Raw genomic sequence first — 17506 nt, 5'->3', positions numbered from 1 at the left:
CCCCGGAGTGAGCCGGCTCAGCCGATGCCGCACCCCACCTGGTGGATGGTCAGCTGGGGCCCGACGAGGGTGATGCCCCCGCTGCTGACGTACTGATTTTCGGACATCACCGCCGCCACCGTCGTGCAGGAGATCTGGCTCATCCCGTCCGGTGGCAGCTTCTGCAGCGGGTAGGGCACCGTGACCGTCGGCGTGCCGTCGGCGGAGGTCAGCTGGAACTGGGGGCTGACGCCGGTGGGCAGCAGTGAGCTGTAGCCGATCTTCTGCTCTTCGTCGTTCGGCCCGTCGAACAGCTGCGCCAGCGCGATCTCCGGGGTCCTCGCCCCGGACCACGGCCGTTGCACGGGGGCCAGCTGCCCGTCGAGCAGGAAGTAGAGCGTCAGCAGTTCGGACCGGGAGCCGGCCACCGACGGCGCGGGTCCGGCCGGGATGACGCCGGTGGGCTGCACCCCGCAGCCCGCGGCCGGCAGCGCGACGGCGGCCAGTGTGATCAGCGCAGTCAGTGTCCTTGCGCGCGGCTTCATCGCGGCTCCGGGGGACGGGTGTGGCGCGGCAGCCGCAGCACGAACCGGGCGCCGTCGGGGGTGTTGCCTGCTTCGATGTCGCCGCCGTGCAGGCGCGCGTTCTCGCGGGCGATCGACAGGCCGAGCCCGCTGCCCTCGGACCGGGCGCGCGAGCTGTCCGCCTTGGTGAACCGGTCGAACACGTGCGGCAGCACCTCGGCCGGGATGCCGGGGCCGTGGTCGGTGACCTCCAGCGTCACGGTCGTCCCGTCGCTGCGCAGGCGGACCTCGACCGGCGGCTCGCCGTGGCGCAGCGCGTTGCCGACCACGATGTCGAGCCGGCGCGGGTCGAGCGTCGCGACGATGCCGGCGGGCAGGTCCGCGACGATGCCGTCCTCGGCGGACCAGCCGCGGGCGCCGATGCTGCCGGCCACCGCCGTGGCCACGTCCCACTCGTCCAGCCGCAGCTCGGCGCGGCCGGAGTCGAACCGCGAGATCTCGACCAGGTCCTGCACCAGCCGGGTCAGCCGCCGGGTTTCCGCCGACACCAGCCGCGCCGCGACGGCGGTGTCCGGGGGCAGCTGCTCGGCGTCCTCGTCGAGCACATCGGTGACGGCGTTCATCGCGGCCAGCGGCGTGCGCAGCTCGTGCGAGACGTCGGCGACGAACCGGCGCGCGTCCGCCTCCATCGCCCGCAGCGAGCCGACCGTCCGCTCAAGCTCGGCGGCGGTGCTGTTGAACGTGGTGACCAGCTCGGCCAGCTCGTCGGAGCCCTTCGCGAGCAGCCGGATGTCGAGCTGGCCGTGGCCGAGCTTGCGGGCCGCGGTGTTGAGCGCGCGCACCGGCCGCAGCACCTGCCGGGCCGCGAGCAGCGCCAGCGCCACCGCGATCGGCAGCGCCAGCGCCGTGGTCTGCCAGGCCCGGACGGCGAGCTGGTTGATCGAATCCTCTTGCGTGGTCAGCCAGATCCACGCGTAGACCTCGACGCCGGTGTGCTCCGTCGCGCCGGTGGCGGAGCGCTCCAGCACCGGCATGCCGATGAACAGCATCGGGATCTGGGTCCTGGACACCCGCTGGAACTGGACGGTCTCTCCGGCGGCTACGGCCCGGCGCAACTCGGGCGGCACGGCCTGCGGCGTGAAGCTGCCGCCGCCGGTCAGGTCCCGGTAGACGACGATGGTGGAGCCCTTGAGGTTCTTCAGGTTGTTCGCGAACCGGTCGAGCTGGGCCTGGTCCGGGGGCAGCCGGAGCTGCGGGAGGTAGACGGTGACCTGGTCGCGCAGCTGGGTCATCGCCGGGTCCTGCACCCCGGAGAGAATCGTGGTGCGCGCCGACACGTAACTCGCGCCCGCCGCCGCGGCCGCGCCCACCAGCGTCATCGCCGCGAACGCGAGCACCAGCCGGGGCCGCAGCCCGGCGAGCCACTGCCGCAGCCGGTGGCCCTTCACCGGCAGCAGCCGTTCACGCGCAGGGCCTGTTCACGAATGACCGTTCACGAGCGGCCGAACCGGTAGCCGAACCCGCGCACGGTCTGCACGTGGTCCGGCCGGGCGGGCACGTCCTCGATCTTCGAGCGCAGCCGCTGGATGCAGGCGTCCACCAGGCGGGAGTCGCCGAGGTAGTCGTGCTCCCAGACGGCGGTGAGGATCTGCTGGCGGCTGTGCACCTGGCCGGGCGTGCGGGAGAGCTCCAGCAGCAGTTTCAGCTCGGTGGGGGTGAGCGCGACCGGCTCGCCGCGTTTGGTCACCTGCATCCCGGCGCGGTCGATCACCAGGTCGCCGTGCTGTTCGGCCTCGTTCTCGCGGGCGTCGTGGTCGGCGGTGGCGCGGCGCAGCACGGCCCGGATCCGCGCGTCCAGCACCCGCGGCTCGACCGGTTTGACCACGTAGTCGTCGGCGCCCGCCTCCAGCCCGGCGACGATGTCGAAGTCGTCGCTGCGGGCGGTGAGCATGATGATCGGGATCTGCCCGGCGGCCCGGATCCGGCGGCAGGTCTCGAACCCGTCCATCCCGGGCAGCATCAGGTCCAGCACCACGATGTCCGGCCCCCGTTCGGCCACCAGTTCCAGGCCCTGCTCCCCGGTGCCGGCCGTGTGCACGGTGTGCCCCTGGCGGCGCAGGGCCAGCTCCAGTCCCTCGCGCACGGACGCGTCGTCTTCGATCACCAGGAGCACCGCCACCCGGCACATTATTCGGAACGGCGGGGCGCGGGGCCAGCCGGGGCCGTTCTGTAGCGAAACCATGACACTGCTCTGACGGGACCGAGAAAAGCCGCGCCGAAACTCGCGGACATGGTTGTGATGTTCTCCGAAACACCTTCGGCCACCTCGTCCACCGCCCCGCGGCACGCGCTGGTGACCGCGGCCGCTTCGCGCACCGTCCTGCTGATCACCGCCGCGGCCGGCTGCGCGGTGGCGTTCGTCGTGGCGTACCTGCTGTTCGTGCGCACGGCTTCGGGGCAGCAGACGGAAAACGGCGTGGTGCACAGCGCCCAGTCCAGTCGCCGGTCCACTGTGGACTGGGCCGCCCCGTTGCAGCACGCCGACCTGGTGGTCGCGCTCGGCGGGGTCGCGGTGCTGGTGCTGGCCATCGCGCTGGCGCGCCGCCGGTTCGCGCTCGGGGTCACCGCGCTGGTGCTGCTGGGCACCCCGATGCTGGCCGCGCAGCTGCTCAAGATCTACGTGCTCGACCGGCCCAGTATGAACGACGGGCTGGCGGTCGCGAGCCACAACAGCTTCCCGAGCGGGCACGTCAGCGCGGCGACGGCGGTGGTGCTCGCGCTGGGCGTGGTGCTGCCCGCCCGGTTCCGCACCTGGGTGCTCGCCGGGGGTTCGCTCGGCGTCGCCTGGGTCGCCGCGGCGACCGTCGCGCTGGGCTGGCACCGGCTCTCCGACACCGTCGGCGGCAGCCTGCTGGTCGCCGCCGTGGTGTGCGCCGGCGCGGCGGTCGTCTCGGCCCGCCGCCCGGATCCCGGGGGCGTGCCGCTGGTGCCGGTGCTGGTCGCCCTGCTCGCCCCGTCCGCGCTGGTGCTGGGCGGGTACGCGGTGTTGGCCACGGCCACCTCCGGCGCCGCGCAGTTCGTCGCCGCCATGGTGCTGGCCGCGGCCTGCTCGGCGGCGGTGATCCTGCTCGTCGCCGGCCCGCTCCGGCGGGTCAACTTCGACCCGGCGCGCGCGGGTTCGCGGCTGAGCCGCTGAACGGCCGCCGATCGGGGGTGCCGCGCTATCGTCACAGGCCTGGAGTGAGGTGACGGCAGTGGACGCGCGGCAGCTGGAGTATTTCCTCGCGGTGGTGGACCACAGCGGGATGAACCGCGCCGCCGAGGCGCTGCACGTCGCGCAGCCGTCGCTGTCCCAATCGGTCCGGGCGCTGGAACGGGACCTGGGCACCGCCCTGTTCGACCGCGTCGGCCGGCGGCTGGTGCTCACGCAGGCGGGCAGCGCGCTGATCGAGCCGGCGCGGCAGGTGGTGCGGGGGGCTGGCGGCCGCCCGGGCCAGCGTGGACTCGGTGGCCGGGCTGGCGGTCGGCCGGGTCGAGGTCGCCGCGATGCCTTCGCAGGCGGTCGAGCCGCTGGGCGGGATGATCCGCCGGTTCACTCATCGGCATCCCGGCCTGTCGGTGGCCGTGAGGGCCGCGTTCACCCCCGGCGAGGTGCTGGGCCTGGTGCGCGGCGGCGCCACCGAGATCGGGCTGGCCGCCGGGCCGGAGCCGCTCACCGCGGCCGGGGTCGAGGTCGTGCCGCTGGGCCGCCAGCGGTTCGTGCTGGTCGCGCCGGCCGGCGCGCCGTTCACCGGGACCGTGGTGCGGCACCAGGACCTGGCCGGGCAGCGGATGATCGTCGGGCAGCCCGGCACCGGGATGCGCCGGCTGGTCGACGACCTCCGGGACGGCGGGGTGGACCTGGTCGACGTGGTCGAGACCGAGCACCGCGAAGCGATCCTGCCGCTCGTGCTGGGCGGGGTGGGCGTCGCGCTGCTCGCCGATTCGTGGGCGCCGCTGGCGGAGCGGGCCGGGGCCCGGGTGCTCGACCTCGACCCGCCCGCGTACCTGCACCTGGCGCTGCTGCACCGCAGCTCGGGGCTGACCCCGCCGGCACAGGCGTTTCTGGCCTGCGCGGGGGACTGATAGGCCCGGCCGATAAGCCGGGCCGTGATCAAGTCTTGGACGCCGCCCGGCCCGCGCTGGTGGCATAGGGGCCATGACGAACCACCGCATCGCCCTGGTCCCCGGCGACGGCATCGGCCGCGAGGTGACCCCGGCGGCGTGCGCGGTGCTCGACGCGGTCGGCGCCCGCCACGGTGTCTCCTTCACCTACGACGAGTTCGACTGGTCCTGCGCGCGCTACCTCGCCGAGGGCGCGATGATGCCCGCCGACGGGCTCGAGCGCGTCCGCCACCACGACGCGATTTTCCTCGGCGCCGTCGGGCAGCCGGGCGTGCCCGACCACATTTCCTTGTGGGGCTTGCTGATTCCGCTCCGCCGGGGCTTTCGCCAGTACGTCAACCTCCGGCCGATCCGGGTGTTCGAAGGCGTCGAGAGCCCGGTGCGCGCCGCGCGGCCCGGCGAGGTGGACCTGGTGGTGGTGCGGGAGAACGTCGAGGGGGAGTACAGCGAGATCGGCGGCCGGCTCAACCGCGGCTTCCCGGACGAGCTGGCCGTGCAGGAGGCGGTGTTCACCCGCACCGGCGTGACGCGGGTGGTCGACTACGCGCTCGGCCTCGCCGAGCAACGGGGCGGGCGGCTGACGTCGGCGACGAAGTCCAACGGCATCGTGCACACCCTGCCGTTCTGGGACGAGCTGGTGGCCGAGCGCGCCGCCGCCCGGCCCGGGGTGGCCGTCGAGTCCGAGCACATCGACGCGCTCGCCGCGAAACTGGTGCTGGACCCGGCGCGGTTCGACGTGATCGTCGGGTCGAACTTGTTCGGCGACATCCTGAGCGACCTCGCGGCCGCCGTCGCGGGCGGCATCGGCATGGCGCCCGCGGCGAACATCAACCCCGAGCGCGAGTACCCGTCGATGTTCGAGCCGGTGCACGGGTCCGCGCCGGACATCGCCGGGCGCGGGATCGCGAACCCGGTCGGCGCGATCTGGACCGCCGCGATGCTGCTGGCGCACCTCGGGCACGCCGAGGCCGCCGCCGAGGTCGAGTCGGCGATCGCGGACGTGTTCGCGAAAACCGCGCTGCGGACGCCGGATCTGGGCGGCACCGCCACTACCGTTTCGTTCACCCGCGCGGTGCTCGACGCCGCCGGGGTGGGCTGAAGCGTTCGTCCGAACCGGAGGTGTGCCGATGAGTGTCCCGCTGCCCAGCCCGTTCGAGTACCGGACGGTGGACGCCGACGGCGTGCGGATCCACTGCGCGATCGGCGGTGCCGGCCCGCCTTTGCTGCTGCTGCACGGATATCCGCAGACGCACGTGATCTGGCACCACGTCGCCCCCGTGCTCGCGCGGCGGTTCACCGTGGTGGCCGCCGACCTGCGCGGGTACGGCGACAGCGCCAAGCCCGCGCCCGGCCCGGACGACGCCGAGTACGCCAAGCGCGCGATGGCCGGCGACCAGGTGGCGCTGATGCGGGAGCTGGGCTTCGAGCGGTTCGCCGTGGCCGGGCACGACCGCGGCGGCCGGGTCGCGCACCGCATGGCGCTCGACCATCCCGAAGCCGTCAGCCGGCTCGCGGTACTGGACATCGTGCCCACGCGGCACACCTTCGCCCACGCCGACGCCGCGTTCGGCCTCGGGTACTACCACTGGTTCTTCCTGGCCGCGGGCAACGGGATCCCGGAGCGGCTGATCGGCGGCGACCCGGAGTTCTGGATCCGCGCGCGGATGGGCGCCCGGCACGCCGGCGGCACCGCGTTCGACCCTGCGGCCGAGAACGAGTACGTCCGCTGCTTCGACCAGGCCGCGATCGCGGCGTCCTGTTCGGACTACCGCGCGGCCGCCTCGATCGACTTGGTCCACGACGACGCCGACGCGGCGGCCGGGCGGCGGATCACGGTGCCGTTGCTGGTTTTGTGGGGTGAGCGGAGTTTCGTCGGGCGTAGTTACGACGTGCTGGATGTTTGGCGGGGGTATGCCGCTGATGTCCGGGGTCGGGCGTTGGCTTCGGATCATTATCTGCCGGAGGAGGCGCCGGTGGACGTTGCTCGGGAGTTGATGGAGTTCTTTGGCTGAGCCGGATCTTCAGCGCGTCGGATTGCCGCGCGGCCTGATCCGCACCGCGGGCAGCACCGGCGCCGGGATCCGCGGCGCGCCCGGTACCTCGGGGATGGCGCCGAACTGGTCCGACCCGGCCTCCCAGGCTTCGCGCCAGGCGACGACCTCCTCGTGCGTGCGGGCCACGAAGTTCCACCACATCAGGATTTCCTCGCCGAACGGCGGCCCGCCGAGCACCAGCACGCGGGCCGGGCCGTCGCCGGTGTTGGCGAGCTCCAGCGTGGTGGCGCCGGCGTCGAGGTAGCCCAGGTCGGCGCGGGCCAGCGGGGTGCCGGCGAAGGTGACCGCGCCGGTGTCGACCAGCACGCCGTGCTCGAACGCCGGGTCGACGTCCAGGCTGAGGCGCGCGCCCGGGTCGAGGGTCAGCTCCGCGCCGAGCAGCGGCGTGAACGTCTCCACCGGCGAGGTCTCGCCCGCGAGCGTGCCGAGGAACACCCGCGCGGTGGCGCCGTCCAGGACGGTGGCGGGCGGCACGTGGTGCTGGAAGCCGCGGGCGGCGTGACGGTGTTCCTCCGGCAACGCGACCCAGAGCTGGACTCCGTGCAGCGTAGTGGTTTCCGGCGTGGAGACCTCCGAATGGCAGATGCCGTGCCCGCCGGTCATCAGGTTCAGCTCGCCGGGCCGGACCATCGCGTGGGAGCCGAGGCTGTCGCGGTGCTCGATCTCGCCCGCGAAGAGCCAGCTGACGGTCTGCAGCCCGGTGTGCGGGTGCGAGCCGACGGCCATGCCGCCCGACTCGCGCGTGTCGTCCGGGCCGTAATGGTCGGCGAAGCACCAGGCGCCGATGAGGGAACGGCTGCGCTGCGGCAGCGTCCGGCGCACCGACATCGCCCGCACCCCGCCGAGCGGCACCTCGCGGGCCTCGAGGACCTGGACCCGGCCCGCGCCCGCGGCGGGACCGGCGCCGCAGGTCAGCTCGTCGGGCGCGGCTTCGATGTTGCTCATCGCGGTGGACCTCCGGTGATTGTCACGGCCTCATCGGCAACGTTAGCCGGAACTCCGATAATGGCGGCATGAGCGTGCTGTTCGTGGACGGGTGGTTCGGGCCGGATCCGGGGGACTGGCAGTCGGTGTGGGCCGAGCGGCTGCACGGGTCCTCGCGGGTGGTCCAGGACGACTGGGAGCGCCCGGAGCGGGATGGGTGGGTGGCGCGGCTGGACCAGGCCGTCGCCGCGCTCGCGGAGCCGCCCGTGCTGGTGGGCCACAGCCTGGGGGTGCTGACCGTGCTGCACTGGGTGGCCACCGGCGCCGTCCGGCCAGCACGGGGCGCGCTGCTCGTGACGCCCGCCGACGTCGAGGAGAACCAGGAGCCCGCCATCGCCGGCTTCGGCCCGATCCCGCGCGGGCGGCTGCCGTTCCCGTCGAGCCTCGCCGCCAGCGCGAACGACCGGTGGATGTCGCCGGCCCGCGCCGAATACTTCGCCGCGCAGTGGGGCTCGGAGTGCGTGTCGATCGGCGAGGTCGGGCACCTGACCGGCGCGTACGGGCCGTGGCCGGACGGGGAGCCGTTGCTGGCCAAGCTGACGGCCTAACTGAGAGCGAGCAGCCAGTCCAGCGTGACCGGAATGGTGTTGAGCACCGAAATGTGGCCGTCACGGGGACGGAGCCACAGCTCGGCGTCCGGCAGCCCGCGCAGGAGCCATTCGGCGTGCGAAGCGGGGATCACGCGGTCCGCGCCGCCTTGGGCGAGCAGCACCGGGACGGTCACGGCGCTCAGGTCGAAGCCCCACGGCGAGGCGAGCGCGACCTGGTCGTCCGCCTGGCCCTCGGCGCTCCCGCCGGCCGCACCGGCGTCCTTGCCCAGCGAGGACCAGGTCGTCTCCAGCGCCTTCCAGTCGATGGGGAGGAACTGCTCCTCGTTGAACTCGGCGGTCTCGCCGTGGGCCAGGCTCGCCTCGCGCCCTTCGCGGCCCGCGCGCAGCTCGCTGTCGTCGATCATGCCCGCGTACCAGTCGAATTCCTCGGTGTACGGCGCCGGGCTCGCGTGGCACACCACGCCCGAAACCCGGTCGGGCAGCAGCGCGCCGCACGCCAGCGCGTGCGGTCCGCCGCCGGACGCGCCCAGCACCGCGAACCGGCCGACACCGAGCGCGTCGGCGAGCTGCCGCACGTCGTCGGCGGCCGACGCGATGGTGCGGCCCGCCTGCACGGCCGAACCGCCGTAACCCGGGCGGCCGTAGGAGATCACCCGGATGTCGCGTGCGTCCGCGGCCTCGACCACGGGCGCCAGCAGCGCGCCGGTCTGCGGAGTGCCGTGATGCCACACCACGGTCAGCACGGCGCCGCGGCCGGTGTCGTGGACTCGCAGCGCGCGGCCGTCGGCCAAGGTCAGATCCCGAGTGGTCCCCATGGCGGTGATCCTAGGACTCGTGAGTGTTCATGACGGTTAGAACCGTCATGAACACTCACGAGCTTTCCAGGCCTGGAAAACCAGGGCCGGATGGGCCAGCAGGTCCACCGCTGTCCGGCCGAGGGCCGCGGCCGCCGCGAGCAGGACGGCGCGCCCGCGCGGGGACGCCGCGGCGGCGGCGAATTCGTGCGGGCGATCGGCGTGTGCCGGGTCGAGGATCGCGATCAGCGGCCGGATCGACGGCACCCGGATGCTCACCTCGCCGATCCCCGAACTGCCCGTGAAGACCCCGGGGTCCGGCGGGGTCGAGTAGATCCCGCACGCGGCGAGGTGCTGGCTGAACCGGTCGGACAGCACCGGGTTGTCGCAGAAGTGCGAGCTGGCGTCCAGCTGTTCGACGACGGCCTTCGCGCCGGTGGCCAGCGCCGCCCCCTCGGCGCACGCGGTCACGTCGGCGGTCAGCCGGTCGAGTTCCGCCGTGGTGCGCGCGTGCAGCCCGAACCGGCCTTCGGCCAGGTCCGGCACGACGTCGGTGGCCTCGCCGCCGCGGGTGACGATGCCTTGCACGCGCGCGCCCGCGGGCAGCCGCGAGCGCAGGGCCGCCACCGCGGTGAACGCCTGGACCAGCGCGGCGACCGCGTCGATGCCCGGCTCCGGGGCGGCCAGGCCGGCGGCGCGGCCGTGGAAGGTCATGTGCACCTCGGTCCGCGCCGCCAGCGGGGTCCATGACCACGAGTGCGCGCCCGGGTGGAACACCAGCGCCGCGTCGGCCTCGTCGAACACGCCGGCCCGCGCTGGTGCCGTCTCGTCCGCCGGGCACCCGACGACCAGCAGCGACCCGGGATCGTCGGCCAGCACCCGGCGCGCGGCCAGCGCCGCGCCGAGCCCGGCCGCCGCGACGAGGTTGTGCCCGCGTGCGTGGCCCAGGCCGGGCTGCGCGTCGTACGCCAGGAGCAGCGCGACGCACGGCCGGCCGACGCCATAACGCGCAGTGAACGCTGTCGGCAAACCAGCGACGCCGCGTCTGACGTCGAACCCCTCGGCCGCCAGCTCGGCGGTCAGCCGTTTCGCCGCGTTGTGCTCTTCACCAGCCGGCTCCGGGTCTGCGTGCAGCTCTCCGGCGAGCGACCACAGACGTTCGTCCAGCCGCTCGATCTCCTGGTCCACCCGCTCGTGGCGGGCTTCGTCGGGCTCCATGCGCGGCTACATACCCACGCGTGGGCCGTTTTGACCGCGACTAGTGTCTCGTGATTCTGTTGGCTTTACTTAGTGTTGTTGTCGACGAGTTTCTTGATGTTGGCTTGGACGAGGCGGACTTTGGCGAGGATGTCCTCGGTGGTGGCGGTCCAGGTGAACGGTGTGGCGTCGGTGTTCCAGTGGATGATGTAGTCGCGGATCTGCTTGATCAGGACTTTGACGCTGGTGAAGGTGCCGCGGCGGATGGACTGGCGGGTGGCGATGCTGAACCAGGTTTCGATCTGGTTGAGCCAGGAGGAACCTTTGGGGGTGAAGTGGAAGCGCACGTGCGGGTTTTTCTCCAGCCACGCCATGACGTCGGGCGTGGTGTGGGTGGACAGGTTGTCCAGGACGACGTGGATCTCGGTGCCCGCGTGAGGTTTCACCGCCTTCTTGAGGAAGGCGAGGAAGTCGGCACCGTTGCGGGTGGGGGTGCACTCGCCGAACACCTCTCCGGTGCTCACGTTGAGTGCGGCGAACAGGTTCGTGGTGCCGTGCCGGACGTAGTCGTGGGTGCGTTTCTCGCTCGCGTCGAACTCGATCGGCAGCAGCGGCTGAGTGCGGTCCAAGGCCTGGATCTGGGTCTTCTCGTCGATCGAGAGCACCACGGCCCCGCCCGGCGGGTCGAGATACAGCCCGACGATGTCAGCGACCTTCTCGGCGAAGGCCGGGTCCTTGCTGATCTTGAACGTGCCCTGACGATGCGGCTTCAACCCGTTCTCGCGCCACAGCTTCGCCACGTAATGATGCGACACCGACACCCCCTCAGTGCGCGTGATGAACACGGCCATCTCCCGGCTCGACCAGTGCGACAACCCCAACTCACCAGGCGGACTGGTGCGCGTGGCCGCCAGGATCCGGGCCCGGATCGACGCTGGAACCTGCTCCCGGCCAGCCCCACGCGGCCGCTCCAGCAACCCCGCGATCCCTTCGGTGCCATAGCGGGACAACCAGAAATTCACCGTCGGCCGCGACACCCCCGCCAACGCCGCGATCTCCTGCTTCTGCCGCCCCTCCGCCCACCACAACACGATCCGCGCCCGCGTCGCCACCGACGCCGGCACGTCCGAACTGTTCACCAGCGCCCGCAACTCAGCACGCTCGTCCACCGTCAACTCCATCCGACAAGTAGACCACACGTAAACTAAACAGCATCACACGACACTAGTGGGTAATTCGACCGTGGGCGTGAGGTTTGCGGTGGGGAATTCTCGGTCCTGACAACGACGGGCGAACCGGGACGGAGCAGCCATGACAGCGGGGACTTACCGGGTGTTGCCGGCCGAGGTGTCGTCGATCGTGAAGAACGTGGAGGGCATCGGCGCCTCCGCCCTCTCGGCGACCCGCGACCTGGAGACGCTGGTGATCGACGCGCTGTCGTTCGCCGGCATCGGCAGCGGGGTCGCCGCCGCGAACACCACGCTCCAGTCGCAGATCGGCTCCGCGCTGGGCAAGCTGGTCAGCCTGATCGGCGAGGTGAACGGCAAGGTCCAGACCGCGGCCAACGGCTACACCGACGCGGACAGCGCGGTCGCCGAGGGCTTCGGGGGCGGGACCCAGAGCGCGCAGGCCACGACACCGGCCGGTGGGGGCGCCGCCGCCCCGGCCGCCGCGCCGGCACAGCTCGACTCCCGCGTCGTCGACTCGATCATGCAGTCCGAGGGCGCGACCGGCGAGCAGGGCGGGGTGCCCGAGGCCTACGGCTTCCGGCAGAACATGCACAACGGCTACGACCAGATCATGGCCGCGCGGCAGCAGTACGGCATCGGCAGCCCCGAGGAGCACGCCGTCGTCGCGGACCTGATGACCAACAACGCCCGCCAGGCCGGCGCGCTGAACTTCACCGACCCCGGCACGCAGGCCGCGGTCATGTCCGGCGCGCACATGCGGGGCGCGGGCGGCGTCCGCGCGATCCTGAACCACATGGGCGGCGCGGACATCGTGCAGAGCGCGCGGACCCTCGACCCGGCCGCGGTGCAGCAGATCCAGGGCCTCACGCCGCAGCAGTTCCAGCAGCAGTTCCACGACGCCCGGATCGACTACGACCAGCAGGTGTACGGCGGCACGACCACGCACCAGGGCGGCCACACCGCGAACTGGTGGGACCGCTACGGCAACGGGCTCACCCAGCGCTACGACCGGGAGCAGCAGCAGTTCCTGGGCCTTTCCCAGCCGCAGCAGTAGTCGCTCGTCGTTCCGCCCCTCGCTCGACGGCTCGCAACTGTACATTGTGGACACCCAGCGGGGGCACATCCGCGCTTTCGGCGTCACGTCGCGGGGCACCCTCACCGGCGGCGACGAGCTGGCGCGCTGCCGCCAGGGCAATTTCGACGGCCTCCGCCTCGACGACGAGGGCCGGCTCTGGGCGGCCACCGGTGGCGGCGTCGACTGCTTCGCCCCGGACGGCACGCTGCTGGGCGGCCTCGGCGTGCCGGAGCCGGTGGCGAACCTGGTGTTCGGCGGGCCGAAGCGCACCCTCTTGTTCGTGTGCGCCACCACTTCCGTTTATTCGATCATGCCGAACGTGACGGGTGCCTGACCTCGCGGACCATCTCCAGCGCGAGCCGCGGGTACCGGACGGTGCCCGCGGGGGTGAACCCGTGCCGCCGGTAGAGCGCGATGGCGGCCTCGTTGTCGTCGAACACCTCCAGCCGCAGCCGCCGGGCCTCGCAGCGCAGCGCCCACCCCGCGACGGCCTCGATCAACGCGTCGCCGACGCCGTGCCCGCGCGCGGAAGCCGCCACGTACATCGAATGCAGGCTCACCGTGGCGTCCTCGTCGGGCACGGTGCCGCTGGCCATCCCCGCCGCGCGCCCCTCGACCTCGGCCAGCACGTTGAACGGCCGGTCGATCAGCCGCTGCCGCCAGCGGGCCTCGGTGTCTCCCTCGCCCTGCCACTCCGCCAGCCGCGCACCGAACGCGTGCGGCGCCTCGCCGAGCGCGGTCAGCCGCAGCGCCCGCCAGTCGGGCCAGTCGTCCACCGTGAGTTCCCGGATGACCGTCATGCCTCCACGATCACCTGGGAAAGCGGGGCCGGGCAAGGGGATTTTGTGTATAACGCCCTACACGGCACCGCGACCCGCGCGCCGCCGATCAAGCCAGCCAGGTCAGGCCGGTTCGGTCGAGCTGCCGAGGGTGATGAACGTCTTGGTGCCCATCACCCCGCCCGAGCTGCGGATCGCGTCGATCACCGCGCGCAGGTGCGTCACGTCCTTCGCGCGGATGTGGCACAGGGCGTCCGGGTCGCCCGCGATCAGGTAGACGGCCTGGACCTCGGGGAGGTCGACGGCGAGCCGTTCGATGTCCGGGGGGCGGGTGCGGCCGGTGTAGCGCAGCTCGGTGAACGCCTCGATGCTCCAGCCGAGCTTCGTGTAGTCCACGTTCGCGGTGAAGCCGGTGATCACGCCGGACGCCTGGAGGCGGTCCACGCGGCGCTTCACCGCGGGCAGCGAGAGGCCGACCTCGGCCGCCATGTCGGCGTACGACCGGCGGCCGTCCAGCTTGAGGAAGCCGATCAGCCGCAGGTCGATGTCGTCTACGGCGCTCATGGTGCCTCCGCGCAAGAAATCGACTGTGACTGCCGAACCACGTTACATAGTTGCGTGCCACCCGGTGGAGTGAACACGGATCTTGCACCGTGAGAAGGTGTCGGTTCTGCTGTGTGCCACCCCACAGGGTCCCCCGCGCGAGAGGAGCGCCGCCGTGCTCACGGAATCGGTATCGCTGGACGACAAGTACGTCGCCGACCACGGGCGGGCACTGATGTCCGGGGTGCAGGCGCTCGTCCGGCTGGTGCTGGAGCAGCGGCAGCTCGACCAGGCACGCGGCCTCGACACCCGCGCGTTCATCTCCGGCTACCAGGGCTCGCCGCTGGGCGGGCTCGACCAGGAGCTGGGGCGGGCGAAGCGGTTCCTCGACCCGGCCGGCGTGGTGTTCCGCCCCGGGGTGAACGAGGAGCTGGCCGCCACCGCGGTCGTCGGCACGCAGCTGCTCGGCAACGTGCCCGGCCGGCGCCACGCCGGGGTCACCGGCTTCTGGTACGGCAAGAACCCTGGCCTCGACCGCGCGGCCGACGCCATCCGCCACGGCAACCTCGCGGGCACGGCCAGCCTCGGCGGGGCGGTGGCGTGGATCGGCGACGACCCGGCGTGCAAGTCCTCCACCGTGCCCAGCTCGTGCGAGCCGATGGCGCAGAGCCTGGTGATGCCGCTGCTCGCGCCGGGCAGCGTGCCGGAGATCATCGAGTTCGGCCTGCACGCGGTCGCGCTCTCGCGGGCGAGCGGGCTGTGGACCGGGCTGAAGATCGTGGCGGACATCGCCGACGCGTCGGCCACCATCGACGTCGGCGCGCTGCGCCACGGCATCCCGATGCCGCCGGAGACGCAGCGCCCGACCGGGCCCGCGCTGGTCGGCGCCCCGGCGGTGGACGCCGAGCACGACCAGCTCACCCGGCGCCTCGACCTGGCCCGCACGTACGCCCGGGAGACCGGCCTGAACCGCGTCACCTTCTCCGCCCGCGCGCCGAAGCTGGGCGTGCTCGCGTCGGGCACCGGGTACGCCGTGCTGCAGCGGGCGGTGCAGGACCTGGGGCTCGACGAGGCCGCGATGGACGCGCTCGGGCTGCGGCTGATCCGCCTGGCCATGCCTTACCCGATCGACGCCGACGCGCTCGCGGAGCTCACCGAGGGCCTCGACGAGGTGCTCGTGGTCGAGGACAAGGTGCCGTTCCTCGAAGGGCACCTGAAGGAGGCGCTCTACCGGCGGCCCGGCGCGCCGAACATCGTCGGCCGCCGCGACGAGAACGGCCGCCCGCTGCTCACCGCGCGCGGCCAGCTCGGTGCCGAGGACGTCGCCCGCGCGCTCGCGAAGCGGATCGAGACCGTCGTCGGACCGGACCGGCTGCCGCGCGCGTCGACCGTGCACCTGAGCGCGATCGCGCCGCCGCGGCCCGCGCGGATCGCCCTGCCGACCGCGACCGCGCCGCGCACGCCGTTCTTCTGCTCCGGCTGCCCGCACAACGTCTCCACGCGCACCTCGGACGACACGCTGGTGGGCGTCGGCATCGGCTGCCACGCCATGGTGGCGATCGACGGCGCGGGCCGCGGCCACCAGGTCGGCCTCACGCAGATGGGCGGCGAGGGCGCGCAGTGGCTCGGGCTCGCGCCGTTCACCGACGACCCGCACTTCGTGCAGAACCTCGGCGACGGCACGTTCCACCACTCCGGCTCGCTCGCGATCCGCGCGGCCGTGGCGGGCGGCGTGACCATGACGTACAAGCTGCTCTACAACGACGCCGTCGCGATGACCGGCGGGCAGCGCGCCGAAGGCCGGATGGACGTCCCCTCGATCACGCGGCTGCTGGCCGTCGAGGGCGTGCGCCGGATCGTGATCACCACGGACAGCCCGGCGGACTACCGCGGCATCGCGCTGGACCCGATCGCCTCCGTGCGCCACCGCGACGATTTCACCGAGGTCGAGGCCGAGCTGGCCGCGACCGAGGGCGTCACCGTGCTGATCCACGACGACCGGTGCGCGGCCGAGGAACGGCGGCTGCGTAAGCGCGGCCAGCTGCCCTCGCCGGCCGAGCGGGTGGTGGTGAACGAGCGCGTCTGCGAGGGCTGCGGTGACTGCGGCGACGTGTCCACCTGCCTTTCGGTCCGGCCGGTCGAGTCGGAATTCGGCCCCAAGACGCGGATCCACCAGTCCTCCTGCAACAGCGACTTCACCTGCCTCAAGGGCGACTGCCCGTCGTTCCTGCTCGTGACGCCGGGCGCGCCGCGGCGGCGCGAGGTGCCGGAACTGCCGGTGGCGCTGGCCGATCCGGCACCTCGGCTGTCCGAAGTGGACAGTGTGCTGCTGCGGATGCCTGGGGTCGGCGGCACCGGCGTGGTCACGATCTCGCAGGTGCTGCAGATGGCCGCGCACCTGGACGGCCGGTTCGCGGCCGGGCTGGAGCAGACCGGGCTGGCGCAGAAGGGCGGCCCGGTCGTGTCCGACGTCCGGATCTCCAAGACCCCGCTGGTCGGCTCGCTGCGCGCGTCGCGGGCCACGGTCGACGTGCTGGTGGGCTTCGACCTGCTCGGCGCCGCCGACGCTGGCAACCTCGCCACCGCGCGCGCCGGCCACACGGTCGCCGTGGTGAACACCGCGGTGGTGCCGACAGCCGCGATGGTCACCCACCGCGTGGTCCTGCCGGGCTCGCCGGACGACGCGCTGGAGCAGATCGCCGCCGTCACCGCGGACCTGCTGCCGCTGGACGCGAACCAGCTGTCCGAAACGCTGTTCGGCGACCACATGCCGGCCAACATGCTGCTGATCGGCGCCGCCTATCAGCACGGTGCTTTGCCGATCTCGGCCGACGCCATCGAAGCCGCGATCCGGCTCAACGGCACGGCCGTCGAGAAGACCCTGGCCGCGTTCCGCTGGGGCCGCGCCGCGGTGCTCGACGCGGCCGCCGTCCGGGAAGCGGTGGCCGCGCCGGTGATGGCGCCGGTCGAGGTCGGCGCCGTGGCCGCGTCGATTGCCTCCGGGGACCTGGAGGCCGTGCTGGCGCCGCGGGTCGCGGACCTGATCGGCTTCCAGGACGAGGCGCTGGCCCGCCGGTACGCCGCCGAGGTCCGCCGGGTCGCCGTCGAAGCGACCGGGCGCACGGACGCGGAGACGGGCGCGCGGATCGGCACCACGTTCGCGAAGGGCCTGCACAAACTGCTGGCGTACAAGGACGAATACGAGGTCGCGCGGCTGCACCTCGACCCGGTGGAGCAGGCCCGCCGGGACGCGGAGTTCGGCGCCGATGCGGACGTCGCCGTGCTGCTGCACCCGCCGGTGCTGCGCGCGATGGGCATGAAGCGCAAGATCCGCCTGCGTGGCCGCACGGCCACGGTCACCTTCCGGGCCCTGCGGGGCGCGCGACGGCTGCGCGGCACGAAGGCCGACGTGTTCGGCTACGCCCGCGTCCGCCGCGTCGAGCGCGCGCTGCCGGGGGAGTACCAGCACCTCGTCGACCGCGCGCTGGCCCACCTGGACGAGAAGACCGCCGAGGCCGTCACGGAGCTGGCCGCGCTGCCCGACACCGTCCGCGGGTACGAGGACATCAAGCTGGCCGCCGTGGCGCGGTTCCGGGAGCGCGCGGCGCAGCTGCTGGAGTCGATCACCGCCTGAGCCGCTGGGGTCCACAAAGGACTCAGGCCCCGCTGTGG

16 protein-coding genes and 2 pseudogenes are annotated in these 17506 nt (G+C 72.8%); 9 read left to right on the top strand and 9 right to left on the bottom strand.

Annotated features, from left to right (window positions below; genetic code table 11):
• Nucleotides 1–17: 17 nt before the first annotated feature.
• From OG371_RS45665 to OG371_RS45655, 3 genes are read right to left on the bottom strand one after another with little or no spacing between them, the layout of a single operon-like run.
• Nucleotides 18–524, bottom strand: coding sequence for a hypothetical protein (locus tag OG371_RS45665; protein ID WP_329063731.1), 507 nt, complete (start codon nt 522–524; stop codon nt 18–20).
• Nucleotides 521–1951 (bottom strand): HAMP domain-containing sensor histidine kinase, encoded by a 1431-nt coding sequence (locus OG371_RS45660; protein WP_329063729.1) that lies wholly within the window; start codon nt 1949–1951, stop codon nt 521–523. The genes OG371_RS45665 and OG371_RS45660 overlap by 4 nt, the downstream gene beginning before the upstream one ends.
• A 44-nt stretch (nt 1952–1995) precedes the next feature.
• On the bottom strand, nt 1996–2682 hold the full coding sequence (locus OG371_RS45655) for a response regulator transcription factor (protein WP_329063728.1): 687 nt from the start codon (nt 2680–2682) through the stop codon (nt 1996–1998).
• 111 nt (nt 2683–2793) lie between these two features.
• On the opposite strand from OG371_RS45655, the gene OG371_RS45650 reads away from it, so the two are divergent.
• From OG371_RS45650 to OG371_RS45630, 5 genes and pseudogenes are all read left to right on the top strand, one after another.
• Nucleotides 2794–3699, top strand: a complete 906-nt coding sequence (locus tag OG371_RS45650; protein WP_329063726.1) for a phosphatase PAP2 family protein — start codon at nt 2794–2796, stop codon at nt 3697–3699.
• A gap of 109 nt (nt 3700–3808) precedes the next feature.
• A pseudogene (locus OG371_RS45645) lies at nt 3809–3880 on the top strand (LysR family transcriptional regulator); the annotation flags it as partial.
• Between the two features lie 169 nt (nt 3881–4049).
• Nucleotides 4050–4628, top strand: a complete 579-nt coding sequence (locus tag OG371_RS45640) for a LysR family transcriptional regulator substrate-binding protein (protein ID WP_329063724.1) — start codon at nt 4050–4052, stop codon at nt 4626–4628.
• A gap of 73 nt (nt 4629–4701) precedes the next feature.
• Complete coding sequence (locus OG371_RS45635; RefSeq protein WP_329063722.1) at nt 4702–5766, top strand: tartrate dehydrogenase; 1065 nt, start codon at nt 4702–4704, stop codon at nt 5764–5766.
• A 28-nt stretch (nt 5767–5794) separates the two neighbouring features.
• Nucleotides 5795–6679, top strand: coding sequence for an alpha/beta fold hydrolase (locus tag OG371_RS45630; RefSeq protein WP_329063720.1), 885 nt, complete (start codon nt 5795–5797; stop codon nt 6677–6679).
• Nucleotides 6680–6688: 9 nt separating this feature from the next.
• Here OG371_RS45630 and OG371_RS45625 read toward each other — a convergent pair whose 3' ends face one another.
• Nucleotides 6689–7666: a pirin family protein gene (locus OG371_RS45625; protein WP_329063718.1), complete on the bottom strand. Its 978-nt coding sequence runs from the start codon at nt 7664–7666 to the stop codon at nt 6689–6691.
• 68 nt (nt 7667–7734) lie between these two features.
• Between OG371_RS45625 and OG371_RS45620 the strand changes: the two genes are divergently transcribed.
• Complete coding sequence (locus OG371_RS45620; RefSeq protein WP_329063716.1) at nt 7735–8253, top strand: RBBP9/YdeN family alpha/beta hydrolase; 519 nt, start codon at nt 7735–7737, stop codon at nt 8251–8253.
• On the opposite strand, the gene OG371_RS45615 is transcribed toward OG371_RS45620, so the two are convergent.
• From OG371_RS45615 to OG371_RS45605, 3 genes are all read right to left on the bottom strand, one after another.
• A complete protein-coding gene (locus tag OG371_RS45615) occupies nt 8250–9071 on the bottom strand; it encodes an alpha/beta fold hydrolase (protein WP_329063713.1) in 822 nt (273 codons plus the stop codon). The genes OG371_RS45620 and OG371_RS45615 overlap by 4 nt on opposite strands.
• Nucleotides 9072–9116: 45 nt before the next feature.
• Nucleotides 9117–10268, bottom strand: a complete 1152-nt coding sequence (locus tag OG371_RS45610) for an amidohydrolase (RefSeq protein WP_329063711.1) — start codon at nt 10266–10268, stop codon at nt 9117–9119.
• Nucleotides 10269–10333: 65 nt separating this feature from the next.
• Complete coding sequence (locus tag OG371_RS45605) at nt 10334–11416, bottom strand: IS630 family transposase (protein WP_329059341.1); 1083 nt, start codon at nt 11414–11416, stop codon at nt 10334–10336.
• Nucleotides 11417–11558: 142 nt separating this feature from the next.
• Between OG371_RS45605 and OG371_RS45600 the strand changes: the two genes are divergently transcribed.
• Together OG371_RS45600 and OG371_RS45595 are read left to right on the top strand one after the other, a co-directional pair.
• Nucleotides 11559–12491, top strand: coding sequence for a hypothetical protein (locus OG371_RS45600; protein ID WP_329063709.1), 933 nt, complete (start codon nt 11559–11561; stop codon nt 12489–12491).
• Nucleotides 12492–12522: 31 nt separating this feature from the next.
• A pseudogene (locus OG371_RS45595) lies at nt 12523–12846 on the top strand (SMP-30/gluconolactonase/LRE family protein); the annotation flags it as partial.
• On the opposite strand, the gene OG371_RS45590 reads toward OG371_RS45595, so the two are convergent.
• The gene (locus OG371_RS45590) at nt 12821–13312 is read right to left on the bottom strand and encodes a GNAT family N-acetyltransferase (RefSeq protein WP_329063707.1); all 492 of its coding nucleotides are present in this window, start codon (nt 13310–13312) and stop codon (nt 12821–12823) included. The pseudogene OG371_RS45595 and the gene OG371_RS45590 overlap by 26 nt on opposite strands.
• A 102-nt stretch (nt 13313–13414) precedes the next feature.
• Nucleotides 13415–13855 (bottom strand): Lrp/AsnC family transcriptional regulator, encoded by a 441-nt coding sequence (locus OG371_RS45585; protein WP_329063705.1) that lies wholly within the window; start codon nt 13853–13855, stop codon nt 13415–13417.
• A gap of 154 nt (nt 13856–14009) precedes the next feature.
• Between OG371_RS45585 and OG371_RS45580 the strand changes: the two genes are divergently transcribed.
• Nucleotides 14010–17468, top strand: a complete 3459-nt coding sequence (locus tag OG371_RS45580) for an indolepyruvate ferredoxin oxidoreductase family protein (RefSeq protein ID WP_329063703.1) — start codon at nt 14010–14012, stop codon at nt 17466–17468.
• Nucleotides 17469–17506 lie beyond the last annotated feature (38 nt).

The organism is Amycolatopsis sp. NBC_01480 (assembly GCF_036227205.1).
In the GTDB taxonomy this organism is placed as follows: domain Bacteria; phylum Actinomycetota; class Actinomycetes; order Mycobacteriales; family Pseudonocardiaceae; genus Amycolatopsis.
This window is presented reverse-complemented; position numbering and strand designations above follow the sequence as displayed.

Bases quoted from the DNA above. Each gene is read 5' to 3' on its own strand.
- OG371_RS45665 (WP_329063731.1), bottom strand. From the start codon at position 524: ATGAAGCCGCGCGCAAGGACACTGACTGCGCTGATCACACTGGCCGCC.
- OG371_RS45610 (WP_329063711.1), bottom strand. From the start codon at position 10,268: ATGGAGCCCGACGAAGCCCGCCACGAGCGGGTGGACCAGGAGATCGAG.
- OG371_RS45620 (WP_329063716.1), top strand. From the start codon at position 7,735: ATGAGCGTGCTGTTCGTGGACGGGTGGTTCGGGCCGGATCCGGGGGAC.
- OG371_RS45615 (WP_329063713.1), bottom strand. From the start codon at position 9,071: ATGGGGACCACTCGGGATCTGACCTTGGCCGACGGCCGCGCGCTGCGA.
- OG371_RS45650 (WP_329063726.1), top strand. From the start codon at position 2,794: ATGGTTGTGATGTTCTCCGAAACACCTTCGGCCACCTCGTCCACCGCC.
- OG371_RS45630 (WP_329063720.1), top strand. From the start codon at position 5,795: ATGAGTGTCCCGCTGCCCAGCCCGTTCGAGTACCGGACGGTGGACGCC.
- OG371_RS45635 (WP_329063722.1), top strand. From the start codon at position 4,702: ATGACGAACCACCGCATCGCCCTGGTCCCCGGCGACGGCATCGGCCGC.
- OG371_RS45625 (WP_329063718.1), bottom strand. From the start codon at position 7,666: ATGAGCAACATCGAAGCCGCGCCCGACGAGCTGACCTGCGGCGCCGGT.
- OG371_RS45600 (WP_329063709.1), top strand. From the start codon at position 11,559: ATGACAGCGGGGACTTACCGGGTGTTGCCGGCCGAGGTGTCGTCGATC.
- OG371_RS45640 (WP_329063724.1), top strand. From the start codon at position 4,050: ATGCCTTCGCAGGCGGTCGAGCCGCTGGGCGGGATGATCCGCCGGTTC.
- OG371_RS45585 (WP_329063705.1), bottom strand. From the start codon at position 13,855: ATGAGCGCCGTAGACGACATCGACCTGCGGCTGATCGGCTTCCTCAAG.
- OG371_RS45590 (WP_329063707.1), bottom strand. From the start codon at position 13,312: ATGACGGTCATCCGGGAACTCACGGTGGACGACTGGCCCGACTGGCGG.